Source organism: Amycolatopsis kentuckyensis (assembly GCF_002155975.1).
Classification (GTDB): Bacteria; Actinomycetota; Actinomycetes; order Mycobacteriales; family Pseudonocardiaceae; genus Amycolatopsis; species Amycolatopsis kentuckyensis.
This window is the reverse complement of record NZ_MUMI01000126.1, coordinates 1-23,792: the sequence shown is the minus strand read 5'-3', so window position 1 is coordinate 23,792 and position 23,792 is coordinate 1. Positions and strand designations below refer to the sequence as shown.

20 protein-coding genes are annotated in these 23,792 nt (G+C 71.2%); 16 read left to right on the top strand and 4 right to left on the bottom strand.

Features of this window, described 5'->3' with window-relative positions; genetic code table 11:
* The first annotated feature begins 243 nt into the window (after window positions 1-243).
* The 11 genes from CCN39_RS13720 to CCN39_RS13670 all read left to right on the top strand — a co-directional run bounded on the left by CCN39_RS13720 (window position 244) and on the right by CCN39_RS13670 (window position 15,017).
* Window positions 244-1,530 carry an ABC transporter substrate-binding protein gene (locus tag CCN39_RS13720; RefSeq protein ID WP_086841988.1) on the top strand — a complete coding sequence of 429 codons (1,287 nt, stop codon included), beginning with the start codon at window positions 244-246 and terminating at the stop codon, window positions 1,528-1,530.
* Between the two features lie 12 nt (window positions 1,531-1,542).
* On the top strand, window positions 1,543-2,484 hold the full coding sequence (locus tag CCN39_RS13715) for a carbohydrate ABC transporter permease (RefSeq protein ID WP_086841985.1): 942 nt from the start codon (window positions 1,543-1,545) through the stop codon (window positions 2,482-2,484).
* Window positions 2,481-3,311, top strand: a complete 831-nt coding sequence (locus CCN39_RS13710) for a carbohydrate ABC transporter permease (RefSeq protein WP_086841983.1) — start codon at window positions 2,481-2,483, stop codon at window positions 3,309-3,311. Before CCN39_RS13715 ends, CCN39_RS13710 begins: the two co-directional genes overlap by 4 nt.
* The gene (locus tag CCN39_RS13705; protein WP_086841981.1) at window positions 3,308-3,856 is read left to right on the top strand and encodes a hypothetical protein; all 549 of its coding nucleotides are present in this window, start codon (window positions 3,308-3,310) and stop codon (window positions 3,854-3,856) included. The genes CCN39_RS13710 and CCN39_RS13705 overlap by 4 nt, the downstream gene beginning before the upstream one ends.
* Entirely contained in the window at window positions 3,853-4,893 is a 1,041-nt protein-coding gene (locus CCN39_RS13700) for a LacI family DNA-binding transcriptional regulator (RefSeq protein WP_086841979.1), read from the top strand. Before CCN39_RS13705 ends, CCN39_RS13700 begins: the two co-directional genes overlap by 4 nt.
* 41 nt (window positions 4,894-4,934) lie before the next feature.
* Window positions 4,935-6,047, top strand: coding sequence for a glycoside hydrolase family 53 protein (locus CCN39_RS13695; RefSeq protein ID WP_086841977.1), 1,113 nt, complete (start codon window positions 4,935-4,937; stop codon window positions 6,045-6,047).
* Between the two features lie 167 nt (window positions 6,048-6,214).
* Complete coding sequence (locus CCN39_RS13690) at window positions 6,215-8,482, top strand: cellulase family glycosylhydrolase (protein WP_086841975.1); 2,268 nt, start codon at window positions 6,215-6,217, stop codon at window positions 8,480-8,482.
* 29 nt (window positions 8,483-8,511) lie between these two features.
* Complete coding sequence (locus tag CCN39_RS13685) at window positions 8,512-9,567, top strand: rhamnogalacturonan acetylesterase (protein ID WP_086841973.1); 1,056 nt, start codon at window positions 8,512-8,514, stop codon at window positions 9,565-9,567.
* Window positions 9,568-9,593: 26 nt separating this feature from the next.
* Window positions 9,594-11,408, top strand: coding sequence for a rhamnogalacturonan lyase (locus CCN39_RS13680; protein ID WP_086841971.1), 1,815 nt, complete (start codon window positions 9,594-9,596; stop codon window positions 11,406-11,408).
* A gap of 28 nt (window positions 11,409-11,436) precedes the next feature.
* The gene (locus CCN39_RS13675) at window positions 11,437-13,695 is read left to right on the top strand and encodes a glycoside hydrolase family 2 TIM barrel-domain containing protein (protein WP_244210771.1); all 2,259 of its coding nucleotides are present in this window, start codon (window positions 11,437-11,439) and stop codon (window positions 13,693-13,695) included.
* 14 nt (window positions 13,696-13,709) lie between these two features.
* Window positions 13,710-15,017, top strand: coding sequence for a right-handed parallel beta-helix repeat-containing protein (locus CCN39_RS13670; RefSeq protein WP_086841967.1), 1,308 nt, complete (start codon window positions 13,710-13,712; stop codon window positions 15,015-15,017).
* A 46-nt stretch (window positions 15,018-15,063) separates the two neighbouring features.
* Here the strand turns inward: CCN39_RS13670 and CCN39_RS13665 are convergent, their stop codons facing one another.
* Window positions 15,064-16,110 (bottom strand): glycosyl hydrolase 53 family protein, encoded by a 1,047-nt coding sequence (locus CCN39_RS13665; protein ID WP_086841965.1) that lies wholly within the window; start codon window positions 16,108-16,110, stop codon window positions 15,064-15,066.
* A gap of 193 nt (window positions 16,111-16,303) precedes the next feature.
* On the opposite strand from CCN39_RS13665, the gene CCN39_RS13660 reads away from it, so the two are divergent.
* Genes CCN39_RS13660 through CCN39_RS13645 form a run of 4 tightly spaced genes read left to right on the top strand, consistent with a single transcriptional unit; the run spans window position 16,304 to window position 18,939 of the window.
* Window positions 16,304-16,720 (top strand): hypothetical protein, encoded by a 417-nt coding sequence (locus CCN39_RS13660; RefSeq protein ID WP_086841963.1) that lies wholly within the window; start codon window positions 16,304-16,306, stop codon window positions 16,718-16,720.
* Between the two features lie 36 nt (window positions 16,721-16,756).
* Window positions 16,757-17,152 carry a VOC family protein gene (locus tag CCN39_RS13655; protein WP_086841961.1) on the top strand — a complete coding sequence of 132 codons (396 nt, stop codon included), beginning with the start codon at window positions 16,757-16,759 and terminating at the stop codon, window positions 17,150-17,152.
* Between the two features lie 9 nt (window positions 17,153-17,161).
* On the top strand, window positions 17,162-18,010 hold the full coding sequence (locus CCN39_RS13650; RefSeq protein WP_244210770.1) for an MEDS domain-containing protein: 849 nt from the start codon (window positions 17,162-17,164) through the stop codon (window positions 18,008-18,010).
* A complete protein-coding gene (locus tag CCN39_RS13645) occupies window positions 18,007-18,939 on the top strand; it encodes a sensor histidine kinase (protein WP_086842053.1) in 933 nt (310 codons plus the stop codon). Before CCN39_RS13650 ends, CCN39_RS13645 begins: the two co-directional genes overlap by 4 nt.
* 12 nt (window positions 18,940-18,951) lie before the next feature.
* Here CCN39_RS13645 and CCN39_RS13640 read toward each other — a convergent pair whose 3' ends face one another.
* Window positions 18,952-19,893, bottom strand: a complete 942-nt coding sequence (locus tag CCN39_RS13640; RefSeq protein WP_086841959.1) for a lysyl oxidase family protein — start codon at window positions 19,891-19,893, stop codon at window positions 18,952-18,954.
* Between the two features lie 163 nt (window positions 19,894-20,056).
* On the opposite strand from CCN39_RS13640, the gene wecB reads away from it, so the two are divergent.
* Window positions 20,057-21,223: a non-hydrolyzing UDP-N-acetylglucosamine 2-epimerase gene (wecB, locus tag CCN39_RS13635; RefSeq protein ID WP_086841957.1), complete on the top strand. Its 1,167-nt coding sequence runs from the start codon at window positions 20,057-20,059 to the stop codon at window positions 21,221-21,223.
* Here the strand turns inward: wecB and CCN39_RS13630 are convergent.
* Together CCN39_RS13630 and CCN39_RS13625 are read right to left on the bottom strand one after the other, a co-directional pair.
* On the bottom strand, window positions 21,196-22,503 hold the full coding sequence (locus CCN39_RS13630; protein ID WP_086841955.1) for an NAD(P)/FAD-dependent oxidoreductase: 1,308 nt from the start codon (window positions 22,501-22,503) through the stop codon (window positions 21,196-21,198). The genes wecB and CCN39_RS13630 overlap by 28 nt on opposite strands.
* A gap of 4 nt (window positions 22,504-22,507) precedes the next feature.
* Window positions 22,508-23,323 (bottom strand): glycosyltransferase, encoded by an 816-nt coding sequence (locus CCN39_RS13625; protein WP_086841954.1) that lies wholly within the window; start codon window positions 23,321-23,323, stop codon window positions 22,508-22,510.
* Between the last annotated feature and the right edge of the window lie 469 nt (window positions 23,324-23,792).

The window sequence follows — 23,792 nt, the reverse complement described above, 5'->3', positions numbered from 1 at the left end:
TTCAAACCAGACGTTTCCGGGCTTGTCAACCTGGCCGACCCGAACAGTCCAGTCCGCAAGTAAGCGCTTTCTCGGTGATCGGATGAACGGCTTCGGTCATTCGACCCATTCGAAAGTTTCGGCGCTTTCGCGGCGATCATTGCTGGTTGACGCCGACCGCGCGCGGACTTACCGTGCTTGAACCGATTCAAGACCGAATTCCGGTGAGCTCGCCCGGGTGGTGGTCTCCAGAAGGGAAATTCGATGAACGGACGGTTCGGGGTGCGCGCCGGCCTGGCGGCGGCCGTGGCGGTCACGCTGGCGGGGCTGATCACGGGGTGCGGTGGCGGCGGCGCCGCGTCGGGACCGACGACGATCCGCTTCGTCTGGTGGGGCAACGAAGACCGCGCCAAGGTCACCAAGGCCGCGGTGGACCTGTTCATGAAGGACAATCCGGGCATCACGGTCCAGACCGAGTACGCCGCGTACGACGCCTACTTCCAGAAGCTCTCCACCCAGGTCGCCGGCGGCGCCTCCCCCGACCTGATCCAGCTGGACCGCGCGACGCTCGGCGAGTACCAGCACCGGCACGTGCTCGAGGACCTGAGTTCGTACACGGGCAAGACGATCGACGTCACCGGGATCGCGCCCGCGCTGCTGGCCGGCGGGAAGATCGAGGGCAAGCAGTACGCCGTGCCCGGCGGCCAGACCACGCAGATGCTCGCCTACGACGCGGGCGTCTTCACCAAGGCGGGCGTCGAGCCGCCGTCCGGGCCGGGCACGAGCTGGACCTGGGCGCAGTTCGGCGAGGGCCTGCGCAAGGTGGCCGCGACCGGGGTGGCCGGGACGACCGACTTCGGCTGGGCCATCGACTGGTTCGAAGTCTGGCTGCACCAGCACGGCAAGCAGCTCTACACCGACGACGGCAAGCTCGGGTTCGACGCCGCCGACCTGACCCGGTTCTGGACGCTGACCGGCGACCTCCGGGCCGCCAAGGCCGTCACCGCGCCCGAGGTCACCACGAAGATGGACGGCTCGATGCCGAACTCGGGCCTGGTCACCAAGCGCGCCGGGTCGGAGATCAACTACGACTCCAGCCTCAGCGCCTACCTCTCCAGCTACGGCCCCGGGATCAAGGCGGCGCCGCTGCCCGCTGATGGCGCGGTGTCCGGCATGGCCGCCATGCCGCCGGTCACCTTCGCCGTCGCGCAGCGCTCGGCGCACAAGGACGCGGCCGCCAAGCTGCTGAGCTTCCTGGTCAACGACCCCGAAGCGGGCAAGCTCCTGGGGGTCGCGCGCGGGTTGCCACCGAACACCGCGATCCGCGAGCAGGTCTGCGGCACGGCCCAGGCCGCCACGAAGGCGGTGTGCGACTACGAGAAGTCGGTCGCCGACCGGATCGGCCCGGCCACCGGCCTGTGGCCCACCGGGTCCGCGGCGGTGAAGCGCGACTTCCAGCGCGGCTACGACGACGTGATCTTCGGCCGGACGAGCGTCGCCGACGGGGCCGCGCGCGTGGTGCAGACCGCGCAGCAGTCACTCGGGTCCTGAGGGGGACGCACGATGACGCAAGCTGTGCTGGACCGCCCGGTGGCGCGGGAACGGGCCGTGCCCCGCCGCCGCCGGGCCGGCCAGGGCGCCGGGTACCTGTTCCTGTCGCCGTGGCTGATCGGCGTGCTGGTGCTGACCATCGGCCCGATGATCGCCTCGCTGTACCTGTCGTTCACCGACTACGACCTGTTCGACGCGCCGCACTGGGTCGGCCTGGACAACTACGTCACGATGTTCACCCGCGACGACCGGTTCTGGCACGCCGCCGGCGTCACCGCCCGGTACGTCGGGCTTTCGGTGCCGCTCAAGCTCGGGTTGGCGCTGGCCGTGGCGATGCTGCTGAACCGCGCCCACCGCGGCGCCGGGCTGTACCGCTCGGCGTTCTACGCGCCCTCGCTGCTCGGCGCGAGCGTGAGCCTCGCTCTGGTCTGGCGGGCGATGTTCGCCACCGGCGGCACCGCCGACCGGGTGCTGGCCGCGTTCGGCCTCGACACCGGCGGCTGGGTCGACCAGCCGCAGTTCGCGCTCCTGGCGGTGATCGCGCTGGCCGTCTGGCAGTTCGGCGCGCCGATGGTGATCTTCCTGGCCGGGCTCAAGCAGATCCCGAAGGAGCTGTACGAGGCGGCGGAACTCGACGGCGCCGGTGCCCTCCGCCGGTTCCGGTCGGTGACGCTCCCGATGCTGTCCCCGGTGCTGCTGTTCAACCTGGTGCTGGAGACCATCCACAGTTTCCAGTCGTTCACCGGCGCGTTCGTCGTCAGCAACGGCCGCGGCGGACCCAGCGACTCGACCCTGCTCTACACGCTCTACCTCTACCAGCGGGGGTTCACCGACTTCCGGATGGGTTTCGCCTCGGCGATGGCCTGGGTGCTGCTGGTGGTGATCGGCGTGCTCACCGCGCTGCTGTTCCGCGGCTCGCGCCGGTGGGTGTTCTACGCGGGGGAGGGGCGATGACCCGCCGGTCGTGGGGGTGGCACCTGCTGATGGTGCTCATCCTGGTGGTGCTGCTGTACCCCGTGGTCTGGCTGGTCTCGGCGTCGTTCAAGCCCGCGGAGGAAGTGCTGGCCGGGCTTTCGCTGCTGCCGTCACACGCGACCGGGGACAACTACACGCAGGTGTTCGCGGGAGTGGCCGGGTACGGCGTGGGGCACTACTTCGCCAACTCGCTGGTGATCTCCGTCGGCGCGGTGATCGGGAACGTCCTGTCGTGTTCGCTGGCCGCCTACGCGTTCGCCCGGCTGCACTTCCGGGGCCGCGGGCCGATGTTCGGGTTCCTGCTCTCCACGATCATGCTGCCGCAGCACGTCGTGCTCATCCCGCAGTACGTGATCTTCCAGAAGCTCGGCATGGTCAACACGTTCTGGCCGCTCGTGCTGCCGAAGTTCCTGGCCACCGACGCGTTCTTCGTCTTCCTGATGGTGCAGTTCATCCGCACCCTGCCCGGGGAACTCGACGAGGCGGCGACGATCGACGGCTGCGGGCCGGTGCGGACGTTCCGGTACGTGATCGCGCCCCTGCTGCGCCCGGCCCTGATCACCACCGCGATCTTCACCTTCATCTGGACCTGGAACGACTTCTTCTCCCAGCTGATCTACCTCAACGACCCCGGCAAGTTCACCCTGCCGCTGGCGCTGCAGATCTTCGTCGACCAGACGAGCCAGTCGGCGTTCGGGCCGATGTTCGCCATGTCGGTGCTCGCCCTGCTGCCGATCGGGCTGTTCTTCTTCGCCTTCCAGCGGTACCTGGTCGAAGGCGTGGCGACCTCGGGGCTGAAGGGATGAACACGCGGTACCGCTCGCTGACGCTGCTCGCCGAGGTCCTGTTCGTCGGCCTGCTGGTCTGCGCGGCCTCGGTGTTCGTCGTGACGTCCTTGGCCGCGGCGGCGGCCGGTTCGGTCCTGGTCACCGAGGTCGCCGCGGACGTGCGGACGCCGACCGTGCGCCGGTTCGCCCGGCTGTTCCGCGCGGCGTTCGACCACCCGGTGGCGGTGCTGGCCCCGGTGGGCCTGCTGGTCGTCGGGACCGTCGACGTCGTCGCGGTGCTGGGCGGGCTGCCCGGCGGCCGGGTGTTCGGCGCCGTGCTGGGACTGGTGCTCGCCGCGCTCCTCGCGGCCGGCCTGCGCGGCGCGGCGGCCTGGCGACCGGGGCGGCGCTGGCCGGAGGTGCTGGCGGTGGCCGGCCGGGAGGCGGTCGCGGACTGGCGCGGCAGCTGCGGGCTGGTCGTCGCGATCGTCGTCGTGGCCGTCGTGGTGGGGCAGGCGCCGGCCTTCGTGGTCGTCGCCCCGGGCCTGCTCGTGCTGGCCGCGGTCGCGGTGGGTGCCCGGTGAAGCCGCCGATCGGCATCCGGGACGTCGCCCTCCGGGCCGAGGTGTCGGTCGGCACGGTGTCCAACGTGCTGAACCGCCCCGACGTGGTCGCCGCCGCCACCCGCGCCCGGGTGCTCGCCGCCATCGACGCGCTGGGGTACGTCCGCAACGAGCCGGCGCGCCAGCTGCGGTCCGGCACCGCCCGCACGATCGGGCTGGTGGTGCTCGACGTCGGCAACCCGTTCTTCACCGACGTCGCCCGCGGCGTCGAAGAGGCGGCGAGCGAAGCCGGGCACGCGGTGATCCTGTGCAACAGCGGCGAATCCGCGGCCAAGGAACGCGGGCACGTCGAGCTGCTGGCCGCGCAGCGGGTGCACGGGGTGCTGATCACGCCGGTGGAGTCCGGGCCGGTGCCGGTGCGGTGGCTGCGGGAGCGGGGGATTTCGGTGGTCCTGCTCGACCACCCGACCGCGGCGGACGACCTGTGCTCGGTCGCGGTGGACGACCGCCACGGCGGCGAGCTCGCGGTCACCCACCTGCTGGCCGAGGGGTGCGAGCGGATCGTGATGGTCACCGGCCCGGCCGGCGTCCACCAGGCGGCCGAACGCCACCGCGGCGCCCGCGACGCGGTCCGCCTGGCCGGCCGCCCGCCGGACGTCCTCGAGGTGCTCCCGGCCCCGGCCCTCAACGTGGCGAGCGGCCTGCGCGCCGGCGAGCAGCTGCTGGCCAGGGCGGTGCTGCCGGACGCCGTCTTCTGCGCGAACGACCTGCTGGCGCTGGGCCTCCTGCAGGCCACGGTCCGGGCGGGTGTCCGGGTCCCGGAGGACCTGGCGATCGTGGGCTACGACGACATCGACTTCGCGGCCGCGGCCGCGGTCCCGCTGACGTCGGTCCGCCAGCCGCGGCACGAGATCGGCCGCGCGGCGGCGGCCCTGGTCATCGCCGAATCGCAGGCGCCGGCCGAGCACGAGCACCGCCACGTGGTGTTCACGCCCGAGCTGGTGGTCCGCGAGTCCAGCCGCCGCCCGCTGCGGGCCGGCCGCGCGAGGTGGCCGTAACCGGCGTCGAACAGCCCGAGAACTCGATCAAAGGAGATCGGATGACCGTGTCCCGTACCGGCCGCCTGGCGACGGCGGCCCTGGTCCTGACGACCCTCGTCCTGCCCGCACCGACGGCGTCGGCCGCCGCGAATTCCCTCGGGATGCTGGGCGCGGACCTTTCGACCACCCAGCGGGCGCTCGACCTCGGCGCCCAGTACACCGACGCGGCCGGGGTGGCCCGTGATCCCCTCGACATCCTCAAGGGCGCGGGCGTCAACTACGTGCGCCTGCGCGTGTGGAACAACCCGCGCAGCGGCTACAACAACAAGGCCAAGGTGCTGCAGTACGCCCGCGCGGTGAAGGCCAAGGGGCTCAAGCTCCTGGTCGACTTCCACTACTCCGACACGTGGGCCGATCCCGGCACGCAGACCAAGCCGGCGGCCTGGGCCGCGCACCCCGTCGGCCGGCTGCAGACCGACGTGTACGACTACACCTACGACGTGTGTTCCGGGCTCAAGGCCCAGGGCACGACGCCGGACAGCGTGCAGATCGGCAACGAGATCAACGTCGGCATGCTGTGGAACGACGGGAAAGTCGTCGACAACGACTTCACCAACCTCAGCCTGCTGCTCAAAGCCGGGTACAACGCCACCAAAGCCTGCAACAGCGGCACCCAGGTGGTCATCCACACCGCGGACGCCGACAGCGACGCGCACGCCCGCTGGTTCTACGACGGCATCCGGGCGAAGGGCGTCCCGTGGGACATCACCGGCCTGTCCTACTACTGCTACTGGCACGGCACGATGGCGAACCTGGCGAGTGTGGTGTCCGACGTGCGGTCCCGGTACGGCAAGCCGGTCATCCTCGCCGAAACGGCGTACCCGTACACGACGGCCAACGACGACAGCACGCCCAACGTCATCTCGGCCGCGCAGCCGTGCGCGGGCTATCCGGCCACCCCGGCCGGGCAGGCGGCGAACTTCACCGCGGTCCAGGACACTGCCCGGGCCGCCGGCGCGAGCGGCATCTTCTACTGGGAGCCCAGCTGGTACGCGGTCAAGGGCAACGGCTGGGACCCGGCCGACATCACCGGGTCCGGCAACGGCTGGGAGAACCAGGCCGTCTTCGACCGCTCCGGCCGGTTCAACCCGCAAGTCCGCTGGCGAGCTTGACCGCCATGAGAAAACGCTTTCTCGATGGGCGCGCCGGCGAGCTTAACGTTAAGCAGATTGGCCGCTTTCTGTCTCGCCGCCGGTGTTCCGCCCGTGGCTCCCGTGTTACCGTGGGAGCGCTCCCAGCCTGAAACTTTCCTGTCGAGTGGTTCTCCAGGAGGTCGGTAATGAACTGGCGATTCCTCCGCGTGCTCGTGGCCGGCTTGCTGCTGGCCGCGGGTGCCGTCGTGGCTCCGGCCGCGGCCGAAGCGGCCGCGCCCCCGCGGGTCATGGCGCTGGGCGACTCCATCACCGGGTCGCCCGGCTGCTGGCGGGCGCTGCTGTGGAAACACCTCCAGGACACCGGCCACGCGGAAGTCGACTTCGTCGGCACGCTGCCCGCGCAGGGCTGCGGTTTCACCTACGACGGCGAGAACGAGGGCCACGGCGGGTTCCTGGCGACCGGGATCGCCCGGGACAACCAGCTGCCCGGCTGGCTGTCGGCGACGCACCCGGACATCGTCCTGATGCACCTGGGCACCAACGACGTCTGGAACAACATCCCGGCGAGCACGATCCTCGACGCCTACACGACGCTGCTGGGCCAGATGCGGGCCGCGAACCCGGCGACGAAGCTGATCGTGGCCAAGATCATCCCGATGAACCCGAGCAACTGCGCGGCCTGCGGGCAGCGGGTCGTCGACCTGGACAACGCCATCCCCGGCTGGGCGCAGGCGCACTCGACGGCCGCGTCGCCGATCACCGTCGTCGACCAGTGGACCGGGTTCGACACCGCGGCCGACACCGGTGACGGCGTCCACCCCAACAGCACCACCGGCATCCAGAAGATCGAGAGCCGCTGGTACCCCGCCCTGGTGGCGGCGCTCGGCCCCGACACGCCCGCCGCGACCGGCCTGCACGTCGACGGCACCCGGATCGTCGAAGCCAACGGAAGTCCGTTCGTGATGCGCGGGGTGAACCACGCCTACGTCTGGTACCCGGGCCAGAACCGGGCCTTCGCCGACATCAAGTCCTTCGGCGCCAACACGGTCCGGGTCGTGCTCGGCAGCGGGCAGCGGTGGGGGCCGACCCCGGCCGCCGAGGTCACCAGCGTCATCGGGTTGTGCAAGCAGAACCGGCTGATCTGCGTCCTGGAGGTGCACGACACCACCGGGTACGGCGAGCAGAGCGGGGCCGCCACCCTCGACCAGGCGGCCAGTTACTGGATCAGCGTCGCCAGTGCGCTGAAGGGCCAGGAAAGCTACGCGGTCATCAACCTGGGCAACGAGCCGTTCGGCAACGACCAGCAGGTCAGCGCGACCTGGACGAGCGCGACGGGCAACGCGATCAAGCGGCTGCGGGCCGCCGGGCTGCAGCACCTGCTGATGGCCGACGCGCCGATGTGGGGCCAGGACTGGCAGAACATCATGCGGGACAACGCGGGCACGGTGTTCACCGCCGACCCGCAGCACAACACGGTCTTCTCCATCCACATGTACGGCGTCTACGACACCGCCGCCGAGATCAACGCGTACTTCGACGCCTTCCGCACCGCCGGGCTGCCGCTGGTCGTCGGCGAGTTCGGGAACATGCACACCGACGGCAACCCGGACGAAGACACCATCATGGCCCAGGCGCAGGCCCGCGGGCTCGGCTACCTCGGCTGGTCGTGGAGCGGCAACAGCAGCGACGTCGGCTACCTCGACATGACGAACGGCTTCGACCCGGCCAGCCTGACCGCGTGGGGCGAGCGGTTCCTCAACGGCGCCAACGGGATCCGGCAGACGTCGAAGGAAGCCACCATCTTCGGCGGCGGCCAGGCGGACACCCAGGCGCCGTCCGTCCCGGGCACGCCGGCCGTGTCGGGCGTGACTTCGAGCGGGGCCACGCTGAGCTGGACGGCGTCGACCGACAACGTCGGCGTCACCGGCTACGACGTCCTGCGGGCGCCGGGGGCGAGCGGCGGCACGTTCGCCGTGGTCGGCTCGGCCGCGACGACGTCGTACACCGACAGCGGGCTGGCCGCGTCGAGCACCTACCGGTACCAGGTGCGGGCCAGGGACGCCGCCGGGAACACCTCGGCCGCTTCCGGGACCGCGACGGCGACGACGAGCGCGGGCGGCGGGACCGGCGCGTGCAAGATCGCCTACACCGCCTCGAACTGGGGTGGCGGCAACGGGTTCACCGCCAACGTCACCATCACGAACACGGGCACGAGCGCGGTCAACGGCTGGACGCTCGCGTTCACCTTCGCCGGCGGCCAGCAGGTGACCCTGCCCGGCTGGGGTGCCACCTTCGCCCAGTCCGGCAGCGGCGTCACCGCCAAGAACCTGAGCTGGAACGGCTCGCTGGCACCGAACTCCTCGATCGGCATCGGCTTCAACGGCACCTACACCGGCTCCAACCCGGCGCCGACGGCGTTCACGCTCAACGGAAGCACCTGCTCGGCCGGCTGAAAGAAGCCGCTCAGGACAAAGGAGTCCTCATGTCACTCAGGCAGGGAGCGGTCATCCTCGCCGGCCTGGCCGCGGCCACCCTGGTTCCCGCACCGGAGGTGGCCGCGGCCGTCCAGCAAGCGCTTCCCGCACCGTGCTCGGGCACCGCGCCGATCAAGTGCCACTTCGCCGTCGCGCCGGGAAACTACGACGTCACGGTGGGGCTCGGCAGCCCGGCGAAGGCGGCGAACACCTCGATGGCGGTGGAGGCGCGCCGGCAGGTCCTGAACGCCGTCGCGACGAGCGCGGGCCAGGTCGTCCCCACGACGGTCACGGTCAATGTGCGCACCCCCGAGGGGCAGCCCACCGGCCAGGGCGGCACCGGCACCGCGGGCCTGGACATCACGTTCGGCGGCAGCGCGCCCGCGATCGGCTCGCTGACCGTGACAGCGGCCGCGGCCCCGCTGGTGACGTACCTGGCCGGCGACTCGACCGTCTGCGACCAGCCGGTGGCGCCCTACACCGGCTGGGGCCAGATCCTGCCCGCCGCCGTGCGCGGCGGGGCCGTGATCGCCAACTACGGGGACTCGGGCGAGAGCTCGGGCAGCTTCCTGTCGAACGGCAAACTGTTCCCCACGCTCAAGCCGCTGATCAAGAGCCAGGACCTGGTGCTCGTCCAGTTCGGGCACAACGACAAGCAGACGTCGGCGACGGCGTTCCGCGACAACCTCTCGAAGCTGGTCAACGGCGTCCGGGAACGCGGCGGCATCCCGGTGCTGGTGACGCCACCGGTGCGGCGGCTGTTCAGCGGTACCAAGCTGACCGAAACCGCCTTGCACGTCAACGGCGTGGGCGCCGACCTGCCCGCGGTGATCCGGGCGCTCGGCAAGAGCGCGAACGTGCCGGTGATCGACCTGACGGCCAAGAGCAAAGCCCTGGTCGAGTCCCTCGGCCCGTCGGCGTCGCAGAAGATCTACCTCACCCAGGCCGCCGACGGCGTCACCGACAACACGCACTTCTCGGCCTACGGCGCGGCCCAGATGGCGAATCTCGTGGTGCAGGGCGTCCGCGAACTGAACCTGTCCCTCGCGGGTTACCTGCGCTGAGCGGTCCACTGCAGAAATGAGGAGTCATGCGTAACTTCGGCAAGCGGCTGGCTCTCGCCGCCGCGGGGGTGCTGGCGGCGGGTCTGGTGCCCGTCCCGGCCGCCGTCGCGGCCACGCCGCAGATCGACAAGCTGAACCGCGGGGTGGTCAGCGTCCACACCGCCCAGGGCAACACCGTCGGCTGGCGCCTGCTGGCCGACGACCCGGCCGGCGTGGCCTTCACCGTCTACCGCGACGGGACCAGGGTGACCGCGAACCCGGTCAGCGGACCGACGACCTTCGTGGACGCGGGCGCGCCCGCCGGGGCCCGGTACACCGTGCGCGCGGTGAGCGGCGGCGTCGAGCGGATGTCGGCCTTCGCCGCCGAGGATTCGCTGACCTTGACCAGCGGGGTCGCCGCGAGCACCCGGGACGTCCCGATCCAGCCGCCGTCCGGGGGCACGACGCCGTCGGGGGAGAGCTACACCTACACCGCGAACGACGCCAGCGCCGGCGACCTGGACGGCGACGGCCAGTACGAGCTCGTGCTGAAGTGGGATCCGACCAACTCGAAGGACAACTCGCAGTCCGGCTACACCGGCAACGTCTACGTCGACGCCTACCGGCTCGACGGCACCCGCCTCTGGCGGATCGACCTCGGGCGCAACATCCGCGCCGGCGCGCACTACACGCAGTTCCAGGTCTTCGACTACGACGGCGACGGCAAGGCCGAGGTCGCGATGAAGACCGCGGACGGCACCCGGTCGGGCACCGGCCAGGTCATCGGCAACGCGAGCGCCGACTACCGCAACTCGAGCGGGTACGTCCTGTCCGGCCCGGAGTTCCTGACGATGTTCGCCGGCCAGACCGGCGCCGCGGTGTCCACCGTCAACTACGACCCGCCGCGCGGCACGGTGTCCTCGTGGGGTGACAGCTACGGCAACCGCGTCGACCGGTTCCTCGCCGGGACGGCCTACCTGGACGGGGCCCGCCCGAGCCTGATCATGAGCCGCGGCTACTACACGCGGACCGTGATCGCCGCCTGGGACTTCCGGAACGGGGCGCTGACCGAGCGGTGGAAGTTCGACTCGAACTCGGCCGGCTCGCAGTACGCCGGCCAGGGCAACCACCAGCTGGCCATCGCGGACGCCGACGGCGACGGCCGGGACGAGATCGTCTTCGGCGCCATGGCGATCGACGACAACGGCAGTCCACTGTGGAACACCCGCAACGGCCACGGCGACGCCATGCACGTCGGCGACCTGATCCCGAGCCGTGCGGGCCTGGAAGAGTTCAAAGTGGACGAGGACAAGGCCAAGCCCGCCGCCTGGATGGCCGACGCGAAGACGGGCCAGATCATCTGGCAGAACGCCTCCTGCAACTGCGACAACGGACGCGGTGTCTCGGACGACATCTACGCCGGCAGCCCCGGTGCCGAGTCGTGGTCGTCCGCGGTGTCCGGGCTGCTGAACACCAGCGGGCAGAACATCGGGCGCAAGCCGTCGTCGACGAACTTCGTCATCTACTGGGACGGCGACGCCCAGCGCGAGCTGCTCGACGGCACCCACATCGACAAGTACGGCACCGGCGGCGACACCCGGCTGCTGACCGGCTCCGGCGTGCACGCGAACAACGGCACGAAGAACACGCCGTCGCTGCAGGCCGACCTGTTCGGCGACTGGCGCGAAGAGGTCGTCTGGCCGACGTCGGACAACCGCGCGCTGCGGATCTACTCGACCACGGACGCGACGAGCATCTCGCACGTGTCGCTGATGCAGGACCGGCAGTACCGCGAGGCCGTGGCGTGGCAGAACACGGCCTACAACCAGCCACCGCACCCCAGTTTCGCGCTGGCCCGGTGACCGGCCGACCTCGAGGAAGGTGCGTTCCATGTTCCCGGAAGCTGACGTGGGCCATGGTCGCCGCCGCGGTGACCTTCGGCTTGGTGGGCGGCGGCGCGATGTACGCGGCGCCGCACCGGCCTGGCGCGCCGTCGCCGGGGTGGTGGCGCTCGTGCTCGCGCCGCTGACCGTGGTGTCCGGCACCGCCGCCGCGGCCGACCGGTACCGGGTGGTCACGGACTTCGACGCCGGCTGGCTGTTCAACTACGGTGACGCCAGCGGCGCCGGTGGCGCGTCCTACGACGACGGCGGCTGGCGCAAGCTCAGCGTGCCGCACGACTGGAGCATCGAGGGCCGCACTCCGCCGGCCAACCCGTTCTCGCAGTCGGCGCCGAGCACTGGCCGCGGTGGCTACCTACCGTCGGGGATCGGCTGGTACCGCAAGCACTTCTCGCTGGCCGGGGTGCCCGCCGGCCGGAAGGTGTTCCTCGAGTTCGACGGCGTGATGGCCAACGCGAGCGTGTACGTCAACGGCACGCTCATCGGCACGCACCCCTACGGGTACACCAGTTTCCGCTACGACATCACGGCGGCGGCGAAGCCCGGCGGCGAAAACGTGGTCGCCGTCAAGACGGACACGACGTCGCAACCGGCATCGCGCTACTACACCGGCGCCGGGATCTACCGGGACGTCCGGCTCATCGCGACCGACCCGATCCACATCGGACAGTGGGCGACCCGGGTCACCACCCCGAACGCGAACACCGTGCACGCGGAAACCACGGTGGTCAACGAAGGCGGCGCGGCGGCGAGCGTCAGCGTCCAGGGCGTGCTCAGCGACCCGGGCGGGGCCGCACTGCCCGCGGTGACGACGGCGGCCAAGACCATCGCCGCCGGGGCGTCGGCCATCTTCGCCTACGACGTGCCGGTGAGCAACCCGAGGCTGTGGGACCTGGCGAACCCGAACCTGTACTCGCTGGCGACCACCGTCCTCTCCGGTGGGACCGCGGTGGACGACGACGTCACGTCCGTGGGCATCCGCACCCTGACGTTCAGCGCCTCGACCGGGATGAGCCTCAACGGCAAGAACGTGAAGTTCCAGGGTGTCGCGCTGCACCAGGACCTGCACGGGCTCGGGATGGCGGCCCCGCAACGGGCCGTGCAGCGGCGGCTCGCCCAGCTGAAGGCGCTCGGGGTGAACGCCATCCGCACCGCGCACGACCCGCCGAGCCCGGCGTTGCTCGAGCTGACCGACCGGATGGGGTTCCTGGTCCTCGACGAGTTCTTCGACGTCTGGACCCAGCACAAGTACTCCGACGTCGGCGACTACGCGACGTACTTCAACCGGACGGCGTCCGCACCCACCGGCACACCGGCGGTGCCCGGCGCGAGCGGCTCGGTGCCGTGGTACCAGGTGGACGCGACCAGCGTGGTCATGCGCGACCGCAACCACCCCAGCGTGGCGATGTGGAGCACCGGCAACGAGATCCGCGACCCGATCGCGACCCGGACACCGCTGCTGACCCGGATGGTCGCCCTCGCGCACAGCCTGGACCCGGGCCGTCCGGTCACCCAGGCGCTGTTCCGGCCGGCCGACAGCGGCGACGTCACCGGGGCCACCCGGACCATCGTCGACGTCTTCGGCGGCAACTACCGGCCGGACGAGGTGCTCCAGGCCGCGAAGGCGGCACCCGCGCGGGCCGGGCTCTTCACCGAGATGGGCACCGACACCTCCGCGTGGACGGCGGTGAAGAACAACCCGATGATCACCGGCCTCTTCCTCTGGACCGGTGCGGCCTACCTGGGTGAGGCCGACGGGCTGTGGCCACGCGGTGAGCCGGACTTCGGCCTGATGGACGGCGTCGGCACGGTCCGGCCGATCGGGTATTCGTGGCAGCGCACCTGGGGCGCGCCCACGACGTCACCCCCGGCGACGGGCACCACGGCGAACCGCGTGCTGCTCTCGCCCGACCACAGCACCGTGTCGACCGATGTGGACGACGTCTCGTACGTCAAGGCGACCGTGGCCGACTCCTCGGGCCGCGTGGTGACCGGCTCGTCCGCCCCGATCACGTTCAGCGTCAGCGGGCCGGGCGTGCTGGTGGCGGTCGACAGCGGGAGCCCGGTGCAGGAGACGTTCCGCGGCTCGGTGCGGAAGGCCTACCAGGGCGTCGCGTACGGCCTGGTGCGGGCGACCGGCGCGGGCACCGTCACGGTGACCGCGAGCTCGGCCGGGCTGACGCTCGGCACCACGACGCTGACCGGGACGACGGCGCCGTTCGTGCCGTGCTCCGGCAGCTGCAACTGACCTTTGGAGTGCCCATGAAACTCGCCGTCTCCCTCGTGGTGTTCGCGACCGCGGTGACCGTCGCCGGCGCGCCGGCCGCCGCGGCGGCCGGGAAGACCTACTACGTCGCTCCGTCGGGCAGCGACACCGCCGCCGGGACGCAGGCCGCGCCGTGGGCGTCGGTCGCGCACGCCCAGGCCGTCGCGCAGGCGGGCGACACGGTGTACCTGCGCGGCGGCACCTACACCTACTCCCGCGCGAACAAGGCCTGCGCGAGCCAGACCGACCGGGTGGACGCGATCACGCTGAACAAGAGCGGCAGTTCCGGCAGCCCGATCCGCTACTGGGCCTACCCCGGCGAAACACCGGTCTTCGACTTCTCCCGGGTGAGCGACGACTGCCGGATCAAGGGCTTCGACGTCACCGGCAGCTACCTTCACCTCAAGGGACTGGAAGTCAAGGGAGTCCCCCAGAACAACAACCTGAACCACGAGTCGTGGGGTATCTGGATCTCCGGGAGCAACAACACGTTCGAACTGCTCAACCTGCACCACAACATGGGGCCCGGGTTGTTCATCCAGGACGGCGGGGGCAACCTCGTCGTCAATTCCGATTCCCACGACAACTACGACCCGCGCACGTCGAACGGCGCCGGCGAAAGTGCCGACGGGTTCGGCGCGCACATCTCCGCCAACCACCCGGGCAACGTCTTCCGCGGCTGCCGGGCGTGGTGGAACTCCGACGACGGGTTCGACCTGATCAACGCGTTCTCGTCGGTGACCATCGAGAACTCGTGGGCGTGGCGCAACGGCTACCTGCCGCAGACGACCACGCCGTCCGGCAACGGCAACGGCTTCAAGATGGGCGGCTACGGCGGCAAGTACGTCAGCAACGGCGTCAAGCACTACGTCCGCACCTCGGTGGCGTTCACCAACAGGGCCGCCGGCTTCTACGCCAACCACCACACGCTGGCCAACGACTACTTCAACAACACCAGCTACGACAACCACCCGGACTACAACATGCTCGGCATCACCTCGAGCGGCGGGGCCACCGGACTGGGCAACCTCCGCAACAACATCGCCTACGCGGGAACGCTGACTTCGAACATGTCCGGCACGAGCGCTTCGTACAACTCCTGGAACGTGGGCGGCACGCTGTCGGACGCGCAGTTCCGGAGCGTCTCGACCAGTGGCTGGGACGCGCGGCGCCAGGCCGACGGCAGCCTGCCGGTGTTGCCGAACCTGCGCCTCGCGTCGAACAGTTCGCTGATCGACAAGGGCACCAACGTCGGCCTGCCCTACACCGGCAGCGCTCCCGACCTCGGCGCCTTCGAGTCCTGAGTGGACAGATCGGCGGTGGCCCGGTGCGGGCCACCGCCGATTCGGCCTACTTGAAGCCGTCCATGATGGCGGTGGGCTTGCGGGTGGCGGAGTCCCAGGCGACGTTGGCGTAGCCGGTGAACGGCGAGTAGCCCTCCGGCTCCCAGTAGAACAGGCCCTGGCCGCCGGTGCTCTTGAGCGCGCCGAGGTAGGCCACCAGCGAGGCCTTGGTGGCCGAAACCTTGCTCACCGGGCCGCCGAACTCGCTCTGCAGGAACGGCTTCCCGTACTGGCCGGCGATCTTCTGCATGTTCGCCACGATCCCGGCGGCGAGGTCCGCGCTGCCGTAGGAGGAGAAGACCGACATGTCCCACTTGCCGCCGTTTCCGGCGTAGCGGCTGAAGAAGGTCTGCATCGAGTCCCACTTCTGCGGCTGCGCGAGGTGGATGCACACGGTGGTGCTCGGCGACACCTGCTTGACCTGGTTGTACGCGGCGTTGAGCAGGCCGGTCATCTGTGCTCCGTTGGAGACGCTGCCGACCGGGCGGCAGATGCCGCTGTTGATCTCGTTGCCGATCTGCACCCAGGTCGGGAGGACGTCGTTGGTCTTCATGACGTTCATGGTCTGGCCGACGTAGGAGTTCATGGCCGACAGCATCTGGTTGTAGCTCATGTTCTTCCACGCCGCGGGCGGGTTCTGCACGCCGACGGAGTTCCAGGTGTCGCCGAACATGTAGTCCAGCATGAGGGACATGCCCGCGGCCTTGACCCGTTTGGCCAGCGCGGCGACCTCGGTGATGCTGCAGTGGCCGTCGGTGGCGCTGCCGGACGGGTTGACGAAGGTCCGCAGGCGGATGGCGTTGATGCCGTACCCCTTGAGGATGGTCAGCAGGTCCTGCGCCTGCCCGGCGGCGTTCTTCCAGGTGTAGCCGTGGGCTTCCATCTGCGGGGCCCAGCTGATGTCGGCGCCCTTGAAGAACGCCGCCTCGGGTGCGGCGACCGCCTGTGCCGGGGCGCCGGTGCCGAGGACGAGCGCGCCGGCGCCCGCGGCCGCGCCGAGCAACACGGTGCGCCGGCCGAGTCCGGCCGAGGCGATTTCCGGTTCTGCTTTCATGGGATGAGCTCCTTCGGCGGAATACGCACTGGTCTCGTGAAAAGGAAACCGCAACGGCGAGATCGAAGCAAGACTCGTTCGACGATTTCCGGAAAGCGCTTTCATGGGTGATCCCGGGTACGGTCCTCGACGGCCGGAGGGAGATCAACTAGGGTGGGTGGCGCCTGGGGGACGGCGAGGACGAGGAGCAACCGTGCCCACATTGACCGAATTGCCCCAGTGGACGATTCGGACCTCCGGCGACCAGGCCACTTTCACGCCCGCGGGCCGCGACCCCGGGACTCCCCGGGTGCCGGGCGGGCGCGGGCTGGTGCTGCGCGAGGAAGACCTGCCCGGCTTCGCCAAGGCCCTCGGCGAGGTGATGAAGCTGCCGACTTACTGGACCGCGCGCGCCCGGGCGGGACGCCTGACGCTCGACGGCGAGCCGGCCTGGTCGGCGCCCCGGCACGACCCGGAAGGCGGCTTCGTCCACGTTGCCGGCCCGTGCCACCCGCCGCGGCCCGGCTCGGGCGGCTCCTTCACCGTCGACCTGGCCGACATCCGCGCCCTGCGGGTCCGGATCGCCGCCTACCTGCACCAGCGGGGGTTCGAGGCCCGGTCCGGCGGGTAGCCGGGAGCACCACGCGGCGGCGGGACGGGAGACGACATGGCGATCAGGCTGGGCAGCACGGTGATCAACTGCACCGACCTGGACACGATGACCCGCTTCTGGTGCGCGGCGCTGGACCTCGAGCCGTCGTCCGAGGACGAGGACTTCCGCCTGCTGCGCGGCCGGTACGTCAACCTGTCCCTGCAGCGGTCCGCGACGCCGGTGTCGGCCCGTGACCAGATGCACCTGGACCTCTACGCCGACGACCAGCGGCAGGAGGTCGACCGGCTGATCGGCCTGGGCGCGCGGTTCGTGCGGCACGTCGAGGACGACCCGGCCGACGACTGGGTCGTCCTCGCCGATCCGGAGGACAACCTGTTCTGCGTCTGCGTGAAACCGGCGGCGGTGGTCCGCCACCCCGGGGCCCGGCCGGGTGCCGGGCCGGCGGCGTAGTCTCGGCCCGTGCCGACGCCGACCGAGCGGGAAAGCGAGCCCTCTACGAGGGCCCGCGACCACGTGTGCCGGGGCTACCGGCGGCGTGGCGAATTCGTGGCCCACGCGCAGGAGTTCCTGGCCGAGGGCCTGGCGGCCGGCGAGCGGGTGCTGTACGTCGCCCCGGGCGACGAGACCGCGCTGACCGGGCAGCTGCGGGTGGACGAGCTCTGCGACGAAGGCCTGGAACGCGGGGCGGTCCAGGTCGCTTCGGTCGAGGCGGCCTACCCGACGGGAGCCGTCGTCGACCCGGCCGGCCAGGTCGAGCTCTACGCCGCGGCGACGTCCGAAGCGCTCGCGGCCGGGTTCACCGGGCTGCGGGTCGCGGCCGACGCGACGTCGCTGGTGCGCACCCACGCCCAGGTCGACGCCTTCGCCCGCTACGAGCACCTGGTGGACCACTACATGGCGAGCCACCCGATGTCGGCGATGTGCGGCTACGACGTGGCCGAGCTCGGCGGCGACGTCGTCGCGCAGCTGGCGTGCATGCACCCCACCGCCTACGAGGGCGGGACACCGTTCCACCTGCACGGTCACGTGCGTGACGGCAGCGCCGCGGCGCTCGACGGGGAGCTGGACCCGGAGTCCCGCGGGCTCTGGCCGCTGGCGCTGGAGCGCGCCGGCCTGCGGCCCGAAGGGGGCACGATCGCCATCGACGCCGTCGGCCTCGACTTCGTCGACCACCGCAGCCTGGTCGCGCTGGCCGGCTACGCCGAGCGGCACGCCGCCACGGTGGTGTTGCGCACGAAGCTGGCCACGCCCGCCCGGCTCGTGGAGCTGCTGGACCTGCCCGGCGTGCGCGTGGATCGGGCCGCATGAGCGGCCGGGGCTACGACCACGCCGCCGTCCACTACGACGGCGACCAGGAGCTGCTCGCCGTCGCCGTGCCGTTCCTGGAAGGCGGGCTGGCCGCCGGCGAGCCGACGCTGGTGTCGATGGAGCCGGAACGCGCGGAGCTGGTGCGCGACGCCCTGCCGCCGTCGGCGCGGGTGGAGTACCTGTCCACGCGCGACCTGTACGCGCGGCCCGCCGCGGCGATCCGGTCCTACCGCGAGCTGCTGGCCGGGTTCGTCGCCGGCGGCGCGGCCGGCATCCGCATCTTCGGCGAAATCCCGCAGGCGGCGATCGACACGTCCTGGGACTGGTGGGCCCGCTACGAGGCGACGGTCAACCACGCTTACGGCGAGTTCCCGCTGCGCAGCATGTGCGCCTACGACATGCGCACGACACCCCGGCACGTCCTCGACGACGTGGCCCGCACGCACCCCTTCGTCGCCACCGCCGGCGGCGGGCACCACGCGAACACCGGCTACGTCGACCCGCTGTCGTTCCTGACGGACCCGCGGCCGATGGCGCCGCTCCCGATCGAAGGCACCGCCCCGCTGGCCGAGCTCGCCGACCCCCGCCCGGCGGACGCCCGCCGGGCGGTGCTGGCCACGGCGCCGGTGGACCTGCCCGCGGCCGAGGTGGACGATCTCGTGCTGGCGGTGAGCGAGATCGTGGACAACGCGCTCCGCCACGGCCGTCCGCCGGTCCGGGTGCGGATCTGGGCCGGGGCCGGGCAGATGGTCGTTTCGGTGCACGACACCGGCGCGGGCCCGGCCGATCCGTTCGCCGGGCTGTTGCCGGCGGACCGGAGCATCGGCGGCCGGGGGCTGTGGATCGCGCACCAGATCTGCAGCCAGGTGACGCTGCACCGCGACGAGACCGGCTTCACGGCTCGCCTCACGGCGGGCCGCCCCTGGTGACGCGTTCGTGGCTCAGGCGCAGCGGGGCTGGCCCGGGCAGCTCCGCAGCAGCCTGACGATCGGCGCGGCCGGAACCGTCCCGCCCGGTTCCGGCATCCCCTGTGGCCACGAAATCGACATCGCGACCGCCGAAGAATTGTTCCGGTAGTTCGTCTCCAGCAGCGTCCGGTCCGCGTTCACCGTGTTCACCAGGTCGTACGTCCCGGTCGGCACCCGGGTGATGTCCAGCCACTGGAAGTCCACCGTGAACTTGTAGTCGTCGCCCGAGCCGACCGAAATCCCCTCGAGCACCTCCAGGGCGGTGGGCTCGTGGTGGCGGCACATGTTTTCGCGCAGGGTCGCTGCGAGGTCGGCGTCGGGTCCGGTGTCGCCCGGGACGTGGGCCAGCCGGCCGGCGTCGTGCACCTCGAACCGGTCGCCGAGGCAGAACCCGTTCTTGCGGTCGGTGACCACCGTCTTGCCCTGCCGGGAAACCAGCGCGAAGTGCTCGAAGTTCATCAGGTGCCAGTGCTGGTGGGCGAGCGCCGGTTCGTAGTACGTGAACGCCCCGGTCGCGCGTTGCGCCGCCCGGTAACCGCCCGGGATCGAACCGTCGGTGCCGGTGCGCAACGCCTGCCGGACCGTCATGGTCGCCTGCTGCGTGCTCTCGCGGCGGCCGTACAGCACCAGCGGCCCGTCGCCGACGTTCTCCTCCGCGCTGGTGAACCGCAGCCGGACGGCCTTCGCCACCGACGGCGCGACGCAGCGGCCGTTGGGCGCGGCCGGGTCGATCACCGGGCACACGTCCCAGGCCGTGCACAGCGGGAGTTCGCCGGAACTGCCGCCGGCGCACCCCGGTGGTGCCTGGCGGAGGTCGGGGAGCAGGAAGTCCGGCCCGGTGTCGGCGCGCGGTGCGGATGCGGAAACGGTGGCCGTGAGCGCCACGAGCGCCAGTACCGCGAATTTCTTGAGCAAGAGCGGGCCGTCCTGTCCGGTATTCCGATCGCGGTCATTCTAGGGCGTCCGCATTTCCACCGGGCGACACCGTGCCGTCACACGATCGACTGAGTCGCCACCGGTTTTCCGGTTCCGGTGAGTAGCGTGCGGCGAACTCCCCGCCCGAAAGGATCCGCAGCACATGTCGATGACCACCGCAGATTTCCGTGAAGCCGGTTCGCCGGCCGTGAGGCCCGCCGGAACCGGGGGAATCACGCTGGTCTGCGGCACGCGGCCGGAACTGATCAAGCTCGCGCCGCTGATGCGGGTGTTCGGCGACGAGTGCGCCGTCGTCTACACGGGACAGCACTACGACCGGGCGCTGTACTCGCGCATCCGCGCGGACCTGCCGCCGTCCGACCGGTTCCACGAACTCGGCGTGGGCGCGGGCCGCCGCGGCGGTCAGCTCGGCCGGACGGTCAGCGCGGTCGACGAGGTCCTGGCGGAGCGGCCGGGCCGGGCGGTGGTCGTCCAGGGCGACACGACGTCGGCGCTCGCCGGCGCGCTGGCGGCGAACGCGCACGATCTCCCGCTGGTGCACGTCGAAGCCGGGCTGCGCAGCCACGACCGGGCGATGCCGGAAGAGCACAACCGCGTGCTGATCGACCACCTCGCCGACCTGTGCTGCGCGCCGACCGAGCTCAACCGGGCCCACCTGCTGGCGGAAAACGTGCCGGACGAACGGATCACCGTCACCGGCAACACCGTCGTCGAAGCGCTGCAGGCCGCGCTCCCGTCGACGGAGGACCGCCGGGCGGTGCTGTCGGCCCGCGGACTGGAGCGCGACCGGTTCGTCCTGGCGACGATCCACCGCCCGGAGAACGTCGACGACCCCGGGCGGCTGGCGGTGATCCTGAGCGAGCTGGGCCGCCTGCCGCTGCCGGTGGTGTTCCCGCTGCACCCGCGCACGGCGAAGAGCGTCGAGCGGTTCGGCCTGCGGCACCTGCTGGACCCGCTGGTGGAGCTGGAGCCCCAGGCCTACCCGGCGTTCCTCGCACTGGCCGCGGAGGCGGCGGTGCTCGTGTCCGATTCCGGGGGCATCCAAGAGGAAGCGAGTGTCCTCAAGCGACCGGTGGTGGTGGTCCGGCGCAGCACGGAGCGCCCCGAGATCGCCGGCACGTTCGGGACGAGGGTGCTCCCGGGCCCGGCGATCGGCGCGGAGGTCGCCCGATGGCTCGACGACGTGGCCGGCCACCGGGAGCGCCTCCGCGACCTCCCGTCCCCGTACGGCGACGGGACCGCCTCCGCCCGGATCGTGACGGCGCTGGGCGCATTGCTCGATCAGCGAGCCGCGGCGACGGCCGGCTGATCCGCCAGCAACGCGACCACGTCGTTCGCCAGCCGGACGCTCGAGTTCCAGCTCGTCACATCCGGGTAGACGTGGGCGGTGGTGGCCAGCAGGACGCCCGTTCCGGCCACGGTCACCGCCGGCCGCTCGGCCAGGTAGCCCAGCGGGTACACCGGTTCCACGAACGGCGCCTTGAACACCCGCACCTCCTCGACGTCGTCCGCGCCGAGCTCCGGGTACAACCCCCGCAGCTGGGCCGTCCAGCGCGCCGCGATCGCCGCGTCGTCGTCGCGGTACAGCGGCGAGTCGCGGTCGGTGTAGTGCATGACGTACACCAGGTGGCGGCCGTCGTGCGGGCCGGCCAGCGCGGACATCGCCACCACCCCGTCGAACTCGGTGCCCGAGTGCAGGACCGGCGTCCAGTAGTGCTCGGTGACCGGCTTCCGGAGGAAGAACACGCCGTTGACCACGCCCTGGTACGGGAGGTCGGTGGCCGGCAGGCGGGTGGCGAGCGCGTCGTCCGCGAGGCGCCGCAGCAGGGGCAGCGGCACCGTCGAAACGACGTGGTCGGCTTCCAGGACCTCGCCGCCGGACAGCGTGATGACCGAACGGCCGCCGTTGCTGCTCAGGCGCTGGACGGGCGTGGAAGTGCGCACCACGCCGCCCGCCCCGGAGATCGACCTGCGCAGTGCGTCGATGATCGTCTTGTAGCCGCCGTCCGGGTAGCCGCGGGTGGCGACGTTGCGCTCGCGGCCCAGCCGCTGCCACAGGTACAGCGCGGGCACGTCCCCGAACGCCGGGCCGAACTTCGAGCCGAACAACGGCGCGAAGAGCCGCTCCCAGACGACATCGCCGTAGAGCCCGCGCAGCCAGTCCTCGGTGCGGAGCGTGTCGAGGTCGCGGCCCTTCCCCAACCGGCGCAGCAGCAGCGAAACCACGCCGAAGCGCACGCGGTCGTGCAGCCGCAGCGGGGAGAAGCGGAGCAGGTCGAGCGGCGAGTTGAACGGGTGGTGGCCGCCGTCGACGACCATGCCCATCGTGGTTTCCCGCCACCGCACCGCATCCCGCAGGCCGACTTCGCCCAGCAGGGCCAGCAGGCTCGCGTCGGACGGCATGATGCAGTGGTAGAAGCGCTCGACCCACCGGTCGCCGTGGGCGAAGAACGTGCCGAGGCCGCCGAGCTGGTCGCTGCTTTCCAGCAGCGTCACGCGGGTGCCGCGGCGGGCGAGGCGGTGGGCGGCGGCGAGGCCGCAGATGCCGCCGCCGATCACGGCGACGTGCGGGGAGTCGGGAGAGGTCACCGGGTCACAGCTTCCGGTAGGGCGCCGGGCTGAGCCGGTCGCGGGCGAGCAGTTTCAGGTATTGCACGACGGTCCGCCGCAGCTTCAGCTTGCTGGGTCCCTGCTTGCGGTCGTACCGCAGGGCCAGCGGGACCTCGGTGATCACCGGGCGGCAGTGGCGCAGCTTGAGCAGCAGTTCCACCATGCAGGCGAAACCCTGCTCCTCGATGAGCCGCTCGCCCCAGTGCGCCGACGCGCGCGCCAGCAGCGACGCCCGGTAGGCGCGGTAGCCGCTGGTGAAGTCCCGGACGCCGTCGACGTCGAGGGCGCGGTGGAACAGCTGGGCCGCGCCGCGGGAGAGCAACCGCCGCCCGAACGGGGCGGTCCGGTCGTCGCCGCCCGGGACGAACCGGGAGCAGATGGCGACGTCCGCGCCGGCCGTGATCTCCGCCTGCAGCGCGCGGATCAGGGCCGGGTCGTGCGTGTCGTCGGCGTCCATCACGACGACGATGTCGTCCGGGCTCGCGTCTTCCAGCGCCGCCCGGAGCCCGGACTGCACCGCGCGGCCGAGCCCGAGGTTCACCAGGTGCCGCACGACGCGGACGTCGAGCCCGCCGTAGCCCGCCTCGGCCACGGCGACGGTGGCGTCGGCCGAGCCGTCGTCGACGACCCAGACGGTGACCTGTTCGGTGCGGGCCACGTCGGCGAGCCGGCGCAGCAGCGGCGGCAGGGACGCTTCTTCGTTGAACGCGGGCAGCACGACGTGCGCCCGTCCGCCGGTCCGCTCCCCGGTTCGGTCCGGTTCGGACAGTGTGGCCAGGGTGGTCTCTTCGCGCGCCACGGTTCCCCTCGTCTGGTTGTCCTCGTCTGTTGCCCGTCACCCGGCCGGAATCGGGTTTCGTGCGGCCGTCGAGTCCTATTCGGCTATGTTGTGTGGTTTCTTTAGTGGCCCCGGAAGTCCCTCGGAAGGATGCGCGTCATCGAAATTACTTGGTGTTCCCGAAAATCACCGGATCGGGTTGGTGGGCCGCCTCGATCGAGTGTATTTCCGGGGCTGCGCGGAAAAATTCACCCGATCGAGCCGGTGTTGCCTCGAATGGCTGAGTCGTGAAGAAAGCGAGAATGGAATCCTCATGTCAAGTAGAGGTCGAGACCGGTGACTGAACTCAGAGACACGGTCGTCACCGAAGCGGTGCCGGCGCAGCGGCGGGTCCGCCCGGGTGACCGGCCGCGGGCCGCCGTCCGCTCCCGGCCGCTCCTCGCCCGGGTCAACGCCGTGGCCGTGCTGCTCGGCGCCGTCGACGGCGCCG